The sequence below is a fragment of the Nocardia sp. TBRC8007 genome (genome assembly GCF_056629435.1).
Genome location: NZ_JBWSOR010000001.1, coordinates 272,449 through 289,633 on the forward strand (window position 1 = coordinate 272,449; position 17,185 = coordinate 289,633).

General features: G+C 63.6%; 15 protein-coding genes. 11 read left to right on the forward strand and 4 right to left on the reverse strand.

Translation table 11 applies throughout. From position 1 onward, the window contains the following. Positions 1 to 7 precede the first annotated feature (7 nt). Both ACX4ZE_RS01215 and ACX4ZE_RS01220 read left to right on the forward strand, forming a co-directional pair. On the forward strand, positions 8 to 1,237 hold the full coding sequence (locus ACX4ZE_RS01215; protein WP_480271364.1) for a cytochrome P450: 1,230 nt from the start codon (positions 8 to 10) through the stop codon (positions 1,235 to 1,237). 8 nt (positions 1,238 to 1,245) lie between these two features. Further along, the gene (locus tag ACX4ZE_RS01220; protein ID WP_480271365.1) at positions 1,246 to 1,971 is read left to right on the forward strand and encodes a TetR/AcrR family transcriptional regulator; all 726 of its coding nucleotides are present in this window, start codon (positions 1,246 to 1,248) and stop codon (positions 1,969 to 1,971) included. Between the two features lie 24 nt (positions 1,972 to 1,995). Here the strand turns inward: ACX4ZE_RS01220 and ACX4ZE_RS01225 are convergent, their stop codons facing one another. Beyond that, positions 1,996 to 4,047: a TerD family protein gene (locus tag ACX4ZE_RS01225; RefSeq protein ID WP_480271366.1), complete on the reverse strand. Its 2,052-nt coding sequence runs from the start codon at positions 4,045 to 4,047 to the stop codon at positions 1,996 to 1,998. A gap of 103 nt (positions 4,048 to 4,150) precedes the next feature. Next, entirely contained in the window at positions 4,151 to 6,322 is a 2,172-nt protein-coding gene (gene pabB / locus ACX4ZE_RS01230) for an aminodeoxychorismate synthase component I (protein WP_480271367.1), read from the reverse strand. Between the two features lie 103 nt (positions 6,323 to 6,425). Here pabB and ACX4ZE_RS01235 point away from each other — a divergent pair, with 103 nt between their 5' ends. From ACX4ZE_RS01235 to ACX4ZE_RS01275, 9 genes are all read left to right on the forward strand, one after another. Continuing rightward, positions 6,426 to 6,614: a hypothetical protein gene (locus ACX4ZE_RS01235; protein WP_480271368.1), complete on the forward strand. Its 189-nt coding sequence runs from the start codon at positions 6,426 to 6,428 to the stop codon at positions 6,612 to 6,614. A 182-nt stretch (positions 6,615 to 6,796) separates the two neighbouring features. Further along, positions 6,797 to 7,360, forward strand: coding sequence for a DinB family protein (locus ACX4ZE_RS01240; protein ID WP_480271369.1), 564 nt, complete (start codon positions 6,797 to 6,799; stop codon positions 7,358 to 7,360). Positions 7,361 to 7,512: 152 nt separating this feature from the next. Then, a complete protein-coding gene (locus ACX4ZE_RS01245) occupies positions 7,513 to 8,643 on the forward strand; it encodes an NDMA-dependent alcohol dehydrogenase (RefSeq protein WP_480271370.1) in 1,131 nt (376 codons plus the stop codon). 162 nt (positions 8,644 to 8,805) lie between these two features. Continuing rightward, positions 8,806 to 9,639: a serine hydrolase domain-containing protein gene (locus tag ACX4ZE_RS01250; protein WP_480271371.1), complete on the forward strand. Its 834-nt coding sequence runs from the start codon at positions 8,806 to 8,808 to the stop codon at positions 9,637 to 9,639. Positions 9,640 to 9,733: 94 nt separating this feature from the next. Next, on the forward strand, positions 9,734 to 10,267 hold the full coding sequence (locus tag ACX4ZE_RS01255) for a DUF3145 domain-containing protein (RefSeq protein WP_480271637.1): 534 nt from the start codon (positions 9,734 to 9,736) through the stop codon (positions 10,265 to 10,267). Between the two features lie 367 nt (positions 10,268 to 10,634). Next, positions 10,635 to 11,213: a DUF3558 domain-containing protein gene (locus ACX4ZE_RS01260; protein ID WP_480271372.1), complete on the forward strand. Its 579-nt coding sequence runs from the start codon at positions 10,635 to 10,637 to the stop codon at positions 11,211 to 11,213. Positions 11,214 to 11,252: 39 nt separating this feature from the next. After that, a complete protein-coding gene (locus ACX4ZE_RS01265) occupies positions 11,253 to 11,756 on the forward strand; it encodes a hypothetical protein (protein ID WP_480271373.1) in 504 nt (167 codons plus the stop codon). After that, complete coding sequence (locus ACX4ZE_RS01270; RefSeq protein ID WP_480271374.1) at positions 11,753 to 13,012, forward strand: WXG100 family type VII secretion target; 1,260 nt, start codon at positions 11,753 to 11,755, stop codon at positions 13,010 to 13,012. The genes ACX4ZE_RS01265 and ACX4ZE_RS01270 overlap by 4 nt, the downstream gene beginning before the upstream one ends. Positions 13,013 to 13,091: 79 nt before the next feature. Continuing rightward, the gene (locus ACX4ZE_RS01275; RefSeq protein WP_480271375.1) at positions 13,092 to 13,862 is read left to right on the forward strand and encodes an ESX secretion-associated protein EspG; all 771 of its coding nucleotides are present in this window, start codon (positions 13,092 to 13,094) and stop codon (positions 13,860 to 13,862) included. 352 nt (positions 13,863 to 14,214) lie between these two features. Here ACX4ZE_RS01275 and ACX4ZE_RS01280 read toward each other — a convergent pair whose 3' ends face one another. Together ACX4ZE_RS01280 and ACX4ZE_RS01285 are read right to left on the reverse strand one after the other, a co-directional pair. After that, positions 14,215 to 15,240 (reverse strand): CBS domain-containing protein, encoded by a 1,026-nt coding sequence (locus ACX4ZE_RS01280; RefSeq protein WP_480271376.1) that lies wholly within the window; start codon positions 15,238 to 15,240, stop codon positions 14,215 to 14,217. Then, a complete protein-coding gene (locus ACX4ZE_RS01285) occupies positions 15,237 to 17,039 on the reverse strand; it encodes a GmrSD restriction endonuclease domain-containing protein (protein ID WP_480271377.1) in 1,803 nt (600 codons plus the stop codon). The genes ACX4ZE_RS01280 and ACX4ZE_RS01285 overlap by 4 nt, the downstream gene beginning before the upstream one ends. Between the last annotated feature and the right edge of the window lie 146 nt (positions 17,040 to 17,185).

A 17,185-nucleotide genomic window follows, 5' to 3' on the forward strand; every position in this document is an offset into this window, starting at 1 on the left:
GTTAGTCGTGACCATGCCCTCGATCCCCGCAGGATTCGATTTCACCGATCCAGATCTGCTTGCTACTCGCTTACCCATCGCGGAGTTCGCTGAACTGCGCCGCACCGCTCCGGTGTGGTGGTGTGCTCAGTCTCCCCACGCGGGTGGTTTCGCGGACAGCGGTTATTGGGTTGTCTCCAAGCTCGACCACATCAAAGAGGTCTCCAAGAATCCGGAGGTGTTCTCTTCCCAGCAGAACACGGCGATCATCCGGTTCAACGAGGACATCACTCGCGAGCAGATCGACATGCTCGGCGGCACGCTGCTGCTGAACCTCGACCCACCAAAACACACCAAGATCCGCCGCATCATCTCCAAGGGATTCACCCCGCGCGCCGTGGAAAGCCTGCGCGCCGCGCTGACCGAACGCGCTGACCGGATCGTGCACGCGGCCAAGAAATCCGGCAGTGGAGACTTTGTCGAGCAGGTGGCCTGCGAACTGCCCCTGCAGGCCATCGCCGAACTGATCGGCGTCCCGCAGGAGGACCGGATGAAGCTCTTCACCTGGTCCAATCAGATGGTCTCCTACGATGATCCGGATTTCCAGGGCGATCAGTACGCTGCCGCCGCCGAAATAACCAGCTATGCGTGGAACATGGCCGAGCAGCGGAGAGCCTGCCCTGCGGCGGACATCGTCACCCAGCTGGTCGATGCCGACATCGACGGCGAGAACCTGAGCTCCGATGAGTTCGCCTTTTTTGTCATCTTGCTGGCTGTGGCGGGTAGTGAGACCACCCGTAACTCGATCACGCATGGGATGAAGGCGTTCGTCGACAATCCCGGACAGTGGGAGCTCTATCAGCAGCAGCGTCCGCGCACCGCGCCCGACGAGATCGTCCGGTGGGCTACTCCGGTGATCGCGTTCCAGCGCACCGCGACTCGAGACACCGTCCTCGGCGGACAGGAGATCAGGAAGGGGCAGCGGGTCGGGTTGTTCTACAGCTCGGCCAACTTCGATGAGGATGCGTTCGCCGACCCGTTCACTTTCGACGTATCGCGTGATCCGAATCCGCATGTAGGTTTCGGCGGTACCGGCACGCACTATTGTATCGGCGCCAACCTGGCCCGGCTACAGATCGATCTGATGTTCAACGCCATCGCCGATGTGATGCCGAATCTGCGGCAGGTAGCCGAACCGGTGCGGCTGGGTTCAGGCTGGCTGAACGGGATCAAGCACTGGGAGGTCGAATACGCTTGAATTATTGGGTGCAAAAGTCCAAAACGCGGGGCCGTACGCCGGTTGTGACCGACGCCGAGATCCGGCGGATCGCCACCATGCTGCTGGTCGAGCGAGGGCCGGATGCGGTCACCTTACGCGCCATCGCACGTGAGCTGGGTGTCACCGCTCCCGCGCTGTACCGGTACTACAAGTCGCTCGAGGATCTGCTGGAGCGGCTGAGGTTGGACTTCTGTGCCGATTTGGCCGAGGAACTGACTGCTGAGATCGCCCCGTTGCCCGATGACGGCGTGGTGCAGTTCTTCGCCATCTGTCGGGGTTTCCGGCGCTGGGCATTGGCGCATTCCAGGGAGTTCACCCTGGTGTTCGCTTCGCCCGGCGGCGGGCGAAGACCTGCGTCGCGGCGATTCGACGAGCAGTTCGCCCGGGTCTTCCTCGCCGCGGCGGGCAGGGTGCTGGCGAATTACGACATCATCACCCCGCCCACCGACGTCATCCCGCCGGAGCTGCACGAGGAGCTCACGCACTTCCAGACCGAGCTGCTGGTGGCGCTTTCGGAAGCGGGCCAGAAGTTCCCCGCCGAGAAACTGGACCTCGGGGTGACCTACCTGATGATCCAGATCTGGGCGCGGCTCTACGGGCATGTCACCCTAGAGGTGTTCGGTAACTACCCGATCCCGCTGGACAATCCGGAGATCCTGTTCGATGCCATGCTCGACGACTTGGGGCGAACGACGGGCATGCTCGCCGGATGAGCCTTTGTTCAGCAGATTACTCGGCTAGATGCGAGCGCCCTTGGCGCGGTTACAGGCGCGACACAGGATCTGGAGGTTGGCGGCACTGGTCGCGCCGCCGCGGCTGAGCGGGATGATGTGATCGAACTCCAGGTAATGCCCTTCGCCGCATTCCACGCACCTGCCGCCGTCGCGCTGCCACACCTGTGCCTTCACCTCTTGCGGAATGCTGCGGGTGTCGCGTTGGCCTGGAGTGAGCACAAGGCGTTTCGCCACCCGTAACGCACCCTCTAATACGGCGGCGACATAGTCCGGGTCGTCGACGGCAAACCTCGCGCCGCCGCGCGCGGAGGTAGCCGCGATCACGACCGTGTCCTGTTCTGTATGCACGGAAACCACTCGCGACCAGGTCATTTCGGTGCCAGCGCTATCGCTGACGAAGCGTAGCTTCTTATTGCTCGCGATCAGCCTGCCTGCGGTGAGTTTGGGTCCGCGGGCCAACTGACGTACATGCGTCGCGGTCAGATCCACATGCACTGTCTCTTCCGGATCCAGGTGCAGGCCTGGTGTGCGGACCACCGGCAGGTCACCGGCCCGGAGCCGATGCAGCGCGTTTCCGCGCTGCATTCGCCTGCGCAGATCCTCGACCAGCGGGCCACTGAGCGCCAGTTCGGTAACCGACTGCTCGAACAGTTCCAGATCCGCGTCACGGACCTCGCCATCAGCGAAGGCGAAGGCGACCAGGCGCTCCACGTAGCTCAGCGCTATATCACGCACCGCGATCCTACCCGCCTCGGCATGGATACGCTGGTAGCGCAATGATGCCCATAATGCCGCCCACTCCGGCCCACGTGGGCCGTGGGTGGTGAGCACATGCCAGGCACGGGTGTGCCAGTGAGTGAGGTATTGCTCGATCTCTTGTTCGCATTTCTCGCATGGCGCCAGCCCGCCGAACAGCTTGCGGCGCAGCGGGCTCGCGCAGCGCTCGCAGCGCCTGCTATCGCTGGGTCGGGGCAGGTAGCTGTCGGTGGTCCACTCCGAGCCGTCCCACCAGCGCATGCGCTGGTGGTCCTCTGGGTCCTGATGCCAGTCGGCGCGCTCTGGGTCCGGTGGGGGCGCGGCTGGTGCGGCTTCCTGGGCGTGCCTGCTCAGGTCGACCGTGTGGTCGGCCGGCGCGCGGGGCCCGGCGGATGGCTGCGCGTGGTCGAGCGAACCGGCGTGTGGCCTGGGCTGTTCGCCGAAATCCGCTCGAGTGGAGCGGCCGCGGGTTTCACTGTCCTCGGGCTGTGCCGTGCCGTTCACCGGAGGGAGATGGCGCTCGGCGACCCGGTGCGCGGGCATGTCCTCCGGAGCCGTATTCGGCTGTGCGGCCTGTTCGGGCGGGGCTGAGCCGGATTCGCGGTGGAGCAGGCTCGACGCGTGCGATCCGTGCACAGCGTGCCGGACCGGAACACGGTCGGGCGGCCGGGTGGGCACTTGGTCGCGTTGTTCGTGACCGGACCGTGTGATAAGCCGTTCCCGCCCAGGTGGAGTACGGACCGACCGGTGTGGTCGGAATGGGTTGGCTGGATGTGTGGTTCGGGTCGGCTCGGCCGGATCGTTGACCTGCACACCGAATTCGGTGACCAATCCAGGAAGGCCGCTGGCCCAGCCTTGGCCGACGGCGCGGAACCGCCACCGCCCGTCCCGACGATAGAACTCGCCGAACATCAGTGCCGACACCGCGTCCACGCCCCCGATCTCGAAAGTCATGATCACCCCATCGACGGCATGCACAGTGACAGTCAGGTCATGGATATCGGTGAAAGTCCCTTCGTCGAGCGAGCCGGAGACGATGATGCGGTCGATGTCTGCTTCGGTGCGTGGCAGCGAGACACTCAACCGCGCCGTGCGTGGCGCGGGTTCCTGATCGAGTGTCACCGCTTGGGAGACGTGCCGCGGCGCGTTGTAGAACACCAGGTCCCGGTCGGAGCGAACCGTGCCGGAGGTGTCGAGCAACAGGGCGTGCGCGTCTACCGCATGGTCCGAATGCCAGGAAATAACCACGGCGAGCAGGGATGTCGGTACCGGTGCGTGCGCGCCCTTGCTGAGTTTCATCGTCTTCGAATATGCCACGCTTGTCCGACACGCCGAATTCGCGAAGATATTCCCTGGTGTGGCGAGAGGTGGGCCGATGGCTCGCTGCGCTGGCCAGATGCGCTCAACGGTGCGCGCGGTCGGTGGCCGCACGCAAGGTGGCGGCCGCTTTGAGCAGCACTTCGTAGTATTCATCGGCCGGGTCGGAATCGAGCACGATGGCACCGCCCGCCCCGATCCGCCAGTAGCCGTCGTAGCGCACCGCGGTGCGGATCACGATGTTCAGGTCCGCGGTGCCGCCGAGGCCGAGGAAGCCGATGGTGCCCGAGTAGATCCCGCGCGCTTCGGTTTCCAGCTCGTCGATGATCTCCATGGTGCGTAGCTTCGGAGCGCCGGTCATCGAGCCACCGGGAAAACACGCGCGCAGGCAGTCGACCACGCCTACATCCGGTCGTAGCGTGCCGCGCACCGTCGATACCAGCTGATGCACCGTCGCGTACTGCTCGGTAGCCATCAGGGAGGGCACGCGGACAGTGCCGATCTCGCAGACTCGTCCGAGATCGTTGCGCAACAGGTCGACGATCATCAGGTTTTCCGCCCTCGTTTTCGGGCTGTCGGCCAGTTCGCGACGTAAGCGTTCATCCTGTTCCGGCGTAGTCCCGCGTGGCGCGGTGCCCTTGATCGGCTTGCTCTCCACGATGCGGTGGCGATCGATCTTGAGGAAACGCTCTGGCGACGAGCAGGCGATGTCGAGGTCGCCGAAGCGCAGGTAGGCGGCATACGGAGCGGGGTTGCAGCGGCGCAGCGTACGGTAGAAATCGAGGCCGTCGGTCGAGGCGGCGGGAATCTTCGCGGTGTCGGTCAAGCAGATCTCGTAGGACTCACCCGCATGCAGCCGTTCCTGACAGATGGCGATATCGGCGAGATAGCGCTCCCGGCCGCGGGTGAGCAGCGGTGCGACAGCATCGCCATCCTGCGGTAATGCGAGCGGTGCCGGATTGGACCAGGTCGGAAGGGTTTCCAGAGTGGCGCGAGTGGTGTGCAGCCAGTCGTCGCCAGAGCGGGCCGTATCCGGTGTATCGCTCAATGCGAGCAGATGCGTCTGCCCGTTGATATGGTCGACCACCACGATCCGATCGGCGAAGATCCACTGCGCGTCCGGGGTGGGAGCGCGATGGATCGCACTCCCACCGCAATCGGCTTTGGCCTCGTAGCCGAGGTAGCCGACGTATCCTCCGGCAAAATCGAAAGGAAGATCGGGTACTTCGCATCGGCGTGCGGCCAGTTCGGCGGAAAGATAGTCGAGGATTCCGCCGGAGACGGTGCGCTGATGCCCGCTGGAGGATTCTACTGTCACTTTCCCGTCGCCCACCCGGTAGCGCACCACTTCCGCCAGCGGACCGCTCGCGTCACCGAGGAAAGAGAAGCGGTCCTTCCCCGGCTCCACATGTTCGCTGTCCAGCCAGAATGCCGTTGGGGATTCGCCGTATAGCCGGGTGAACGCACTTTCGGTATCGATCGCCCGCTCGATCAACTCTCGCCGTAGCCGAAGAGTCCGTGGTGGCGGAAAGTCCGGAGTGGTCGACGTGGTAATACGCGTGCGCTTCGGTTCCAGCGGTCGGCGCGGTGCGGTGTATCCGGCCTGAAATCGTGGTGCCGCTGAGAGTGCTGGAGGTGTTGAGAGTGCTGGAGGTGTTGAGAGTGCTGGAGGTGTTGAGAGTGCAGAGAGTTCCGAGAAGTTGCGCAGCAGCCTGGCGCCGAACTCACCGGCGATCGATTCCGGGTGGAACTGCACCCCCCACTGCGGTCGCGTGCGATGCCGTACCCCCATGACGACGCCGTCGGTGGCCACCGCGGTGAGCTCCAGCTCGTCCGGTAGCGGCCGCAGGGCACACAGTGAGTGATACCGCACGGCGGTGAAGCCTTGCGGGATACCGGCGAACAGATCTCGGCCGTTGTGCTCGATGCGGTCGAGATAGCCGTGCCTGGCAGTGGGCGCGGCGGCGATCACGCCGCCCGCCGCGCCCACGATGCCTTGATGGCCCAGACATACCCCGAGTAGCGGCAGGTCGGTCTCGCGGATCACTGCCGCGGAGATGCCCATATCGCGCGCCACCTCCGGTCGCCCTGGTCCCGGTGAGACGACCACACTGTCGAAGCGGGCGAGATCGAGCTCGGCGACTGTGCGCGCCTCGTCATTGCGTACGACCGTCGGCTCGACCCCGTTCACCTCACCGATCAGCTGATACAGGTTATAGGTGAACGAGTCGTAATTGTCGATCAACAGCGTGCGCATGGTTCTCGAAACCCTACGCCGCGCCGGTCGGGGCAAATTGTCGGCATATGCCTTTGGTCAGGTGGTGCGCAAGGTGGGTATGTCTGTTGCGTAACCGGCCGATGTGGATCCCACGGTTGTCGATTTCGCCGCCGTCGGAAAGTGGGTGGACGCACAAGGGCTGCCCGTAGTCGAATTCAAGGTTGTGACCGTCCTTGGTGGTGGAACGCAGAACATCATGCCCAAGAACGAGCTGCCCGATCTGCATGCGCGCGATCCGGAGACCCGCAGGCAGACGGGCTTGTCAGCCTAGGGATCGTTCTGGAGGGCGTGCGTGCGCGGGTAAGGCGCCTACGGGGTCGGCGACTTCCTGCACGCGATCACGCTGGAACACTTCGAACAGGCACACTGTCCGGTGGGTGATTGTCGGCATGTTGCCGATGATTGGCCTGATATCGCTGGACGAATACATTAAGCCATTTCTAGGGTGGTCGCATGACGATAGTTCCCGATGGCATTGTCCCCGACGTCAAGGACTGGACTTGGGTGCTCGAACGCGCCTGCCCCGAATGCGGTTTCGATGCCGCCGCGACCAGCTACATGGCCGTGCCCGCGCTGACCAGGGCGGCGGCTGCCCGCTTCGTCGCGGTGCTCAGCCGTCCTGACATCCGGCTAAGGCCGAACGAATCCACCTGGTCCGCCCTGGAGTACTGCGCGCACGTGCGCGATATGTGCCGGGTGTTCAATTCCCGTCTCGGCCTGTTGCTGGCCGGCGATGCCGAGGGGGGGATCCCGCGCTTCGACAACTGGGACCAGGACGCTACCGCGGTGGCCGATCGCTACTGGGAACAGGCTCCGGACCAGGTCGCCGCAGAGTTGAGCGAGGCGGCTGAGCGTATAGCGCACTCCTTCGAATCCGTGCCGGATGCTCGGCGCGGCCTGCGCGGCGCGCGCAGTGACGGGGCGGTATTCACAGTGGATTCGCTGGCGCGGTATTTCCTGCACGACCTGACACACCATCTGCGTGATGTGCGCGCCCAGGAAGTGGGGAAGCGGTAGAGAAGCGGGGAAGCGGTAGAACTGCAACGTGTTCCGAATCTATGCGATTCGGTGACTCGGAAATTTTGAGTCAACACTAGAACGCGTTCCATTTTTCTCGTACTGTGGGTGCAGTCACATATAAGCACGCGCATGCGAGAGGGTCGACAGGAATGAAGACAAAAGGTGCGATCCTTTGGGGGATCGACCAGCCGTGGTCGGTGGAGGAGATCGAGATCGGCGATCCGGTCGCCGGTGAGGTGCAGATCCGGCTGGAGACCGCCGGCATGTGCCATTCTGACCACCACATCGTGACCGGTGCGACCCCGATGCCGTCTTTCCCCGTGATGGGCGGGCACGAAGGCGCGGGCGTGATCACCCGACTCGGTCCCAACTGCCCACCCGATCTGCAGGTCGGCGATCATGTGATCTTGTCGTTCATCCCGGCCTGCGGCCGCTGTCCGGCGTGCGTCGCCGGACATATGGCGTTGTGCGACCTGGGCGCGGGGTTGCTGCTGGGCCAGTCGATCAGCGACGGCACCTACCGCATCCAGGCGCGTGGTCAGAATGTCATCCCGATCTGCCTGCTCGGCACTTTCGCGCCATACATGACGGTGCATCACACCTCGGTGGTGAAGATCGATCCGAGCATTCCGTTCGAGGTGGCTTGTCTGGTCGGCTGTGGGGTGCCGACCGGCTTCGGTTCGGCCACTCATGTCGCCCAGGTATCTCCCGGAGAGACCGTGGTGATCGCGGGCATCGGTGGTGTCGGTATGAGTGCCTTGCAGGGCGCGGTGCTGTCCGGGGCCTCGAAAGTCGTGGCCATCGACCCGAATCCGTGGAAACGGGAGCAGGCGCAGAAATTCGGCGCCACGCACACCTACGAGAGCATGACCGCCGCGATCATGCCGTTGATGGAAGCCACCGAGGGGCGAATGGCCGAAAAGGTCATCCTCACTATGGGCGAGATGCACGGCGAGTACATCGAAGAAGGCTTGATCCTCACCGCCAAGACGGGCACCCTCGTGGTCACTTCGATGGGGCGAATGGACGATGGTGACGTCAAGCTGAACAGCTTCCTCATGTGTATGCTGCAGAAAACGGTGAAGGGCTGCATCTTCGGTGGCGGCAATGCTCGCCAGGACGCCCCGCGCCTGCTCGAACTGTACAAGGCCGGTCAGCTCAACCTGGATGACATGGTCACCCGCACCTACTCCCTGGAGGAAGTCAACCAGGGCTACCAGGACATGCTGGACAGCAAGAATATTCGCGGCATCATCAAATACACCGAAGCCGACTGGTAGACCGGTCCTTCTCGTCAGGCGGGCGATCGGTTCGATCAGTCCGGCCGAGATCGGCTCGCCGAGCAGGTCTGCGGTGTTGCATCCCTGGCGACTGCCTGGTAGGTGGGCTCGTCCGCCATGACAGGGGCAGCCATAGCCGCACAGGTCTCGTAGGCTTGCACAGTGCGTTCACTCGAACAGATTCGGGAATGGCCGGTTCGGCATGCGGCGGCGGCGGTGGTCACCGCCAACGGCGACATCGAGAAGGAAGGCGATGTCGACCGGGTGTTCCCGCTCGCCTCGGTGACCAAGCCGCTGGTGGCCTACGCAGTGCTGATCGCGATGGAGGAAGGCGCGGTCGAACTCGACCAGCCCGCCGGTCCGCCCGGCTCCACCGTGCGTCATCTGCTGGCGCATACTTCCGGGCTCGCGTTCGACACCACCGACGTGCGGGCGGAACCCGGCGCCAGACGGATCTACTCCAGCGCCGGTTTCGAGGTACTCGCCGAATTCGTCGCCGAGCAGAGTGGGATCGAGTTCGCCGAGTATCTGCGTGAGGCGGTGTTCCAGCCGCTCGGCATGACGGCCTCGACGCTGACCGGATCGGCCGGGCACGCGGGACGCTCCACCGCAGCGGATCTCGCCCGCTTCGCCGCCGAGTTGTTGCACCCGCGACTGATCTCCGCGCGAACTCATGCCGAGGCCACCTCGATACAGTTCCCTGGTCGCTTCGGCGTGTTGCCCGGCTACGGCTCACAACGCCCGAACGACTGGGGGCTGGGTTTCGAGCTGCGCGCAGCAAAGACGCCGCATTGGACCGGTAGTACGAATTCGCCGAGCACTTATGGGCATTTCGGCCAATCCGGGACATTTTTGTGGGTCGACCCGCGCGCGGAGTTGGCGTGTCTCGCCTTGAGCGACGAGAATTTCGGTGATTGGGCGCGAGCGGCCTGGCCATCATTCAGTGACGCGGTTATCGCGGAGGCGACCGTCGCACGCGACACGACTGCTGAGTAACACGTGTCCCTTGGGTCGCTTCAGTATAGTCGAGTAACACCAGCCCGATGAGTCGTTGGGGAAGACGCTCTCGTCGAAGCTGGAGGTGTTGGTGGTGCGCGCATCGAGTCAGTTCGCGGACGTGACGGCGGGTGTGGTCTATATCCACTCGTCGCCTGCCGCGCTGTGCCCGCATGTCGAGTGGGCACTGACTTCGGCTTTCGGCGCCCCGGCGAAACTGCGGTGGACCGCACAACCGGTCGACGGCCAATTGCGCGCCGACAGCGAATGGATCGGCCCGGTCGGCACCGCCTCCCGGATCGCCAAAGCGCTGCGCTCTTGGCCGGTGCTCCGGTTCGAGGTAACCGAAGACCCCAGCGACGGTGTGGACGGTGAGCGCTATACATTCGTTCCCGGCCTCGGTCTCTGGCATGGCTCTACCAGTGCCAACGGCGATACCGTGCTCGGTGAGACGCGCCTGCGCGCCATGCTGCGATCCACCCGAGAACTCGGCGAGCACTCCGGCTACGACCTGGCCGCCGAAATCGACCGTGCCCTGGGCACCGCTTGGGACGAGGACCTCGAAACCTACCGTTATGGAGCGGAATCGGGCGCCGAGGTCACCTGGCTGCGCCGCGACGTAGGGTAGCGCCCGTCGACCGCGCGGCGGATGCCGCTGGCGGCGCGGCGTATTCGGCCGGAAGCGGGTCGGCACGGCCTGCCCTGGCGCAGATCGCCCGCGCCGCATGCCGACCGAGCACGGGGAACACTTCTCGTTGAGAAGCGACAGTCACTTGTGATCAGCGTGGCCGTCTGGTTGTCGTCCGCAGTGCCGTCGATGCGTATCGCGTTCAGGTGGAACGGCAGAGCGTACTGGGTGTGGGTTCGCGCGGCATACTTCGACGGTATTCCTCCCACTGCCTCGGCGGGAGCGCGATGCGCTGAGGTCGGATATCCGTGGGAGCCGGGATATAGTCGCGGGGAACGACTGATGGCATAGGGGGATCGAGGTGCGGATGCGCGGGACCGCGAAGGCGTTGGTCGTGGCGGCAGGTCTGGTCGCGGGGGTGGCATCGGCTGGTTGCGAGTCTGCGGCGGAGGATGGTCCCGGATGGTCGTCGGTGACGAGTACGGTGACCGAGTCCGGGTTGGCGGTGCAGGTGCCGAAGGGGTTCGATCCCTGCACGGATGTGCCGCAGAGCGTGCTGGATTCGGAGCGGTTGCACGTGGCTGTCGAGCCGAATCGGGCGGATGCTGACGGTCCGGGGGGCACCAGATGGCGTGGCTGCGATTGGGTACAGTCCGATGGGTATGCGGCCAGTGTGCAGGTGACGAATGTGACGATCCCTTATGTTCGCAGTCGGGGACTTGCGGATCCGCAGGAGTTCACGCTCGCGGGTCGTGCGGCGATTTCCACGCGGCGCGGTTCCCGGCCCAGTGAAACGTGCGTGGTCAATGTCGAGATGGTCGGTGGCAGTCTCGAAGTGTTCCTCGACAATCCCGCGTCGAACCGGAATACGGGACATATCGACACTTGCCAGTTGGCGCGCACATTGGCGGAGAAGGTGGCGCAGATGTTGCCTGCTGGGGTGTGAGTCCGGGACACCGAGTTCGACCAGGGAGGGATGAGAGAGATGAGTGCGGACGATACGTCGTCGGGTCCGTTGGCGGATCTGATCACCGAGGCCAGGGAGGGCCGGTTGGGGTTGCGGGTGGATCCAGAGGACTTCGTCTACATCGACCGTGACTGCCAGCGATTCAAGGAACTGATTCGCCTTATGCAACGGGAGGCGAAGGCGATCGCGGATATCGAGAGCGGCATGTGGGGCCTCGGTGAGGACAATCCGCGATTGACATCGGCGCAGACGTTGGTCGAGCGGTTCCGGGAAAAGGCGCAGGGTTCGGACAATAGCGTGTACGCGGTGTTGGAGCAGCATTACCAGATCGTCGAGGGAATCCAGACATTGCACCGGGAGATCTGTCAGCGGTATATGCGGGCGGACAGTGAGTTCGCGGCTCGGGTGCGTGATCTGTTGGCGCGGTTGCCCGAGCAGCCCACTCGGATAGATCCCGCGCAGAGTGTGCCGGGCACGGGGCAGCCCGAGGTGGTCGCGGCGGTGCCGAGGGCGCGATCATGAGCGGGAACGAAGCGCCGAGGATCAGCGACGGCGGGGAATGGGTGAAGCAGTTCGCGCATCAGGAGATCAAGGACACGTTCGACCCGCTGAGACCGACCGAGGCATTCGGTATCGCCGGGCGTTACAGCGATCTGTCTGCCGAATGGGAGGCCGGTGTCGAGGTCTTCTCGTCCAGCATCCGGAAATCCATCGCCGGTGCGTGGGAAGGATCTGCCGCCGAGGCCGCGCGCGATGCCGTCACCCGCTATGCGACTGCCGCGCAGGAGCTGATCGATCCGATGACGCGGCTGAGCGGCCTCGTGTTCGACGCGGCCGAGGGCATCCTCACCACCAAAACCGCCATCCCGGAGGTTCCGGACGAGAAGCCTTGGTGGCACAAGGATTCCTGGCCGTGGGTCGGCATCGCGCGCGACGATGTCATCAAGGAGCGGGCCGAGCAAGCCCAGGATGTGATGCGTGCCCACTATGTGCGGCCATTCCTCGGGCTGGACACTCGGATTCCGGTATTGCCGATACCGGTGGACCCGGTCGAGCCTCTGGATGTCGTGCGGCCCACAGGACAGCTCGGCGGTCCGAACCTTCCCGGCGGGACTGGTTCCGGAGCCGCGCCCGTCGCATCCGATCCGTCCGGTGTCGATCCCGGCGATCCGAATCATTCTCCGGATGTGCCCGGTGATCAGTCCGCATCGGATCGGTCAGTATCCGGCCAGCCCGTATCCGAACAATCTGTGCCCGAGCGAAAAACGGCTTCGGCGAGCGATTCCACTACCACCTCGGCCGGTGCGGGTTCTGCTGAAACAGGTTCGGCCAGAAATGATCCGAGTAGAATCACCAGAGATTCGCCCGCCGGTCCGACCGGCGCAGGTCCGGTTGGTGCCGGTCCGACCAGCACAACACCAGCGCCCACCCGAACCCGAGCACCGGGCACCCGTGTTCCGGGGGCCTCCGGCGGCGCGGGCGAACATCCCGGCCGACCGGGCCGCAGTATGCCGGGCTCGCCGACCACATGGAGCCCGAAAACCGGTGCTGCCGCCACTGGTTCGACACCGGGGCGTGGCTCCGCCGGTCTGCCCGGTTACGGTGCGCCTGTCGCCGGGCGCGGCAAGTCCGACGAGGATTCCACTCGCCCGATCCCGGATTATCTCGTCAACCAGGACAACGCCGACGAACTGATCGGCGAGCTGCCCAAAGCACTGCCAGATGGGGTGATCGGCGGCGACTGGAACGCATCGTCCCAGCACAGGGCCGAACGCTGAACAACTTGCCCTCCGCGCAGTTGAGGGGCTTGCAGGGCCGGTGTGCCTGCTGTCCGGAGGCCGATTCGAACGGATACTGATGCTTGAATGGACCTGGGATACCGAGGATTTCGCTGCCATGTGGTACGGCGATGCGAATGACCGTTTCCCTCGCCCACTGAACTATCGCAGTCGCTTCACCCACGAAAACGACTTCACCGCGCATCGCGCCGCGGTACGGGCCCGCTACTCGTCCGATGAACTGGAGCAGATCGCGCTCGCGCTGCACACATTGTCCACTTCGCCGCTGCGGATCGAAATCCTCGGCGGCACCCGCAGGCACAAGAGCGGCACCGGCGAGGTGAAAGAGTATCGCGTCGTGGGAGCGCGTACCTATGACCATGCGGTCGTACTGTCGCAGGCCGTCCTCGGCGAGCAGGACGGGCCGATCAGGGTTCGTCTGTTCCGGCCTGAGTCATTGTCGTCGTTCCTCGTGCGATCCATCCCGGCTTGTGCGCCCGGTGCCCGGCAGCCTGCGACATTCCATGCCGACGATCTCCGTCCGCGATCCGACGGGCACTGGCACAGTGCCGCCCGCTACACTCCACGCGAGCAGTACCAACGAATGCTACATCGTCCCGCCGACGGCGGTGGCGCGGCCGGGCTGCTGGTCGGGCCGCTGCTGAGCCGTCCCGAGCCATCGAACACGGTGCAGTGGTACGACATTACCGACGATGGCCGTTATACCGAGCTCACCGGCCAGAACGTCTCGATCCGCCCGACCACTCCCCATGATTTGGCGACCCTGTTCGATACCTGGATCGACCGTGCCCTGCAACGAATCCGGGCCGCCGAAGATGCCGTGCGATGAGAAAGCGGTTCGACCCCAAAGATTTCCATATCGGTCGGCTGTGTTCGAAGTGGGCGAGCGGAGTGTTTTGGCGGCACCACAGCTCTGTTCGGCCACCATTCGACTACCGTCAATAACGACCGGTAGTCGAGCAGGCTGGTCCGCCGCCCGGTGCCGGTGTCGACCAGTAACTTCTCGACACCGGTGGCGCGAGCGCAGCGGCGCACGGTTTCCCCACCTCGGACGCCACCATGTGCTGCGGCTGGTACACGAGCGCAGGCGCGGTCGGTGAGCACGTCGATTGACGCAAAACCGCGGAAGCTATTCTCGATTCACTCACTGAATATATTCAACGCATTCCAGGCGCGACACCCTAGTTCAGCGCATTCAGCAGTACCGAGAACTTCCGGAGGACTTCGATATCCGCAGCACTCGGAGGTTTCGCATCGAAGTGGGCGATGTTGTTGCGTATGTCCTTCACCTGGCTGAGATGATCGATGAAGCTGGCTCGGTCGATGCCATGCCAACCGAGCGCCCGCCAATTAGCCTCTGCGGCAGCATTGAACGACGCGTTCTGATGATGGGGGCGCAATAGTTTGAGATATTCGCCGAACATGAGGTCGCCGATGACTCCGGTCTTGTTCCTTCCCTGGACCGCTCGTATGGCGTCGGGGGTGAGTCGCGCACCGAGACAAGAGCGTAGCTGGAACTCGATTTTGCCGACCAGGAAGAATGGGAGAGCGGTTTCGTGGAAGTGGTTGGTGATATCTGTGGTGGTGATGATTCCTTTCAGTTCGCCATCACCGTTACGCACCAGGAGATACCCGTGTTCGCAAAGGTTGGGCAGTTCCCGGAACAAGTCCTCGTGGAGATCCACGGTCTGTGGATTTTTCATGGCATTGGTAAGCGTAGGCGCCACACCGGTGCGTAGATACATGGTCGCGACCGATTTCCAGGTGACTATTCCCTTGAGGCTGGATGTGCCGTCGATGACAGGTATCTGGGAGTAGTCTTCGGACTGCATCAGGTGCAGCGCATAGGTGAGTGTGTTCGCAGAGTTTACCGAAGTCAAACCAGCTGTGGCGGAGGGGATATCGCTGACGAGAAAAGGACGGGTCGGCAGAGTGCCCGGCTCCGGCTCCTCGGTTTCCTCCGACCCCTCCGGCGAGTTCGCCGCGGTTTCGTCGAGATCGATGATCCGCACGGACGTATTGTGTCCGCAGGTGATGAACGAGGGCTCGGTGGTGAGCCCGGCGTTCGCTAGTGCCGCGCCGATTACCGGTACGGACTCGAAGTTGCGGTAGCGAAAGCCGAAGAACGCGAGCAGCTCCGATACTGTCGAATCGGTGCCCTTCAGCTTCTCGATAACTTCGGCCGACGGGCCTTCTGACACCGTCACCGCGCTGTCTGCTCTCGGAAGAGAGTTCCCTTGCCCATGGCGTTTTCCACCAGTCGCAGTAACTGTCGGGAGCGGTTGACGTAGAACGCGTCGAAATCATCGGTGCGCAGATCGGCAGGATCGATCAGATGTGTTGCGACGATATCGTCGAACCACTCGTCTCGGGTTCCGGAATCGCCGGCGAGTACGGGGAGGTAGGAACTCGGCGGTCCGAGCAGGTTGCGACTGGCCCGATGGGAGAGCACGGTCTTGTTGACGATCGAATTCGCTTTCGAAGCAGAGATTTTGTTTCGATTGCACCAGTTCTTGGGAAAGATCTGGCGGATGTCGACCGCGTTCTGCAGCATCGTGCTGGGGGACAGGGGTTCGCGGTGGAAATACCAATCGACCGCGCCCTGCTTGACCAGCAGAGCGTAGATCCCCTTGTACGCGGCGCTGTTGCGGGTGCTGAGGGTATCGAGCCGGTCTTCGAGGAAGACCGCTTCGGCGACTGTATCGGGAGCGCGGCCGTCCGGTCGGGCCCATTCGATCAGTTGCTCCACATCGCGCGGAATGCGACTATCGGTCGACCCGCTGTACATTTCGCCGAGAACCCCACACCAGTACCAGCGTGTGATCCGACTCAGGACAGCCGGATCGTCCATGCGATCGCCCAGGATCGCATGGACAGCGGCCAGCGGCATGAGCTGTGTGCGGTAGGGGAGATCGGTGGGTTGGACGATGCACTGCCGAGTGAGGAATTCGCCGACCCAGGCGAAAGCTGTGCGCAGTCGGGGAGCGAGGCGGTCGAAGTCCGGCAGCGGCAGGTTCAGTAGATCGCGGCGCTTGCACGACACCGATGCGGTGTGGCCGTGCTGTTTGCGTTCCCATGTGTACACCAATGCGACCGCCTGCAGGAATTCGGCGCTGCTGAGACCGTTCTCCAGATTGATTTCCGGTTGCCCGAGCACTGGGAAGGAGGTTGTGAGGTCTTTCTTGATATCCAGCCAGACATCCGGTAACCGGTAGTAATCCGAGTGGCGGCTCTCGTAGTCGCGGTCACCGGCATAGGTGGCGGTGAGCAGCTCGAACACATTGAGCGGTACGCCGTTGGTATTGACCCGCTCGAAGACCGAGCACACCGCATCAGGTGTGGTGGCCGCTTCGAGCCGGATCATCGGGATGAGAAACGAGCGGACTTTCTGCAGCACCGCTTGGTCGAAACTCGACCACAGAGTCCAATTGGCATCGTCGAGCTTCACGAACTCGCGCATCCAGGTATGTACCCGATCGGTGTCGAAGACGATGTTGAGCGGGAAGTGCTTGGCACGGCATTCGGATTCGGTATCGGCGAGGTCGAGCTCGACCGTGCGGGTGGATTTGGCACGTACCTGCCGGTCGGGCGGCACCGAGACGATGGCGTCGTCGCGATCCGCCGAGGGGCCGACGGCCTTCTCGATATCGATGTAGTACCACCGGTGCAGTTCGTTGCCACGAGCGTCGGTGGTGCGAACGGGGACATCCATGTAAAGCGCTTGGAACAGCGAGGTGAGGCGCTGCTGCCCGTCGAGGAGCAACAAGTCGGGTTCCTTCGGCTGCGCGGTTTCGGCCCCGGTGAGCGGGCGGGCGCGGAACGGGGATTTGCCGCCGGTCTCCAAGGTCATCACCACCCCCATGGGGTAGTCCAGGGTGATGGTGGCGATCAGCTCACGGATGCGTTGGTCGTCCCATTTCCAGTCGCGCTGGAAGTCGGGAAGCTGCATGGCGCCGGTCCTGATCTGCTTCAGGACGTCCTGGAGCTTCGGACTGTCGAGTGCCACGATATATCCCCCTGAGATCGGTCGACTGGTGTGGGCGTAATACCTGATATCACAACAGTTCCCGCAATGCACACCATTCGAGAGCCAGACCGGTCGGTTTTCTCAGGATATGGGGCGCGTACCGCATATCCGGGAAGACGATACAG

Bases quoted from the DNA above. Each gene is read 5' to 3' on its own strand.
- ACX4ZE_RS01270 (WP_480271374.1), top strand. From the start codon at position 11,753: ATGAGCGGGAACGAAGCGCCGAGGATCAGCGACGGCGGGGAATGGGTG.
- ACX4ZE_RS01275 (WP_480271375.1), top strand. From the start codon at position 13,092: ATGCTTGAATGGACCTGGGATACCGAGGATTTCGCTGCCATGTGGTAC.
- ACX4ZE_RS01265 (WP_480271373.1), top strand. From the start codon at position 11,253: ATGAGTGCGGACGATACGTCGTCGGGTCCGTTGGCGGATCTGATCACC.
- ACX4ZE_RS01225 (WP_480271366.1), bottom strand. From the start codon at position 4,047: ATGAAACTCAGCAAGGGCGCGCACGCACCGGTACCGACATCCCTGCTC.
- ACX4ZE_RS01245 (WP_480271370.1), top strand. From the start codon at position 7,513: ATGAAGACAAAAGGTGCGATCCTTTGGGGGATCGACCAGCCGTGGTCG.
- ACX4ZE_RS01240 (WP_480271369.1), top strand. From the start codon at position 6,797: ATGACGATAGTTCCCGATGGCATTGTCCCCGACGTCAAGGACTGGACT.
- pabB (WP_480271367.1), bottom strand. From the start codon at position 6,322: ATGCGCACGCTGTTGATCGACAATTACGACTCGTTCACCTATAACCTG.
- ACX4ZE_RS01260 (WP_480271372.1), top strand. From the start codon at position 10,635: ATGCGCGGGACCGCGAAGGCGTTGGTCGTGGCGGCAGGTCTGGTCGCG.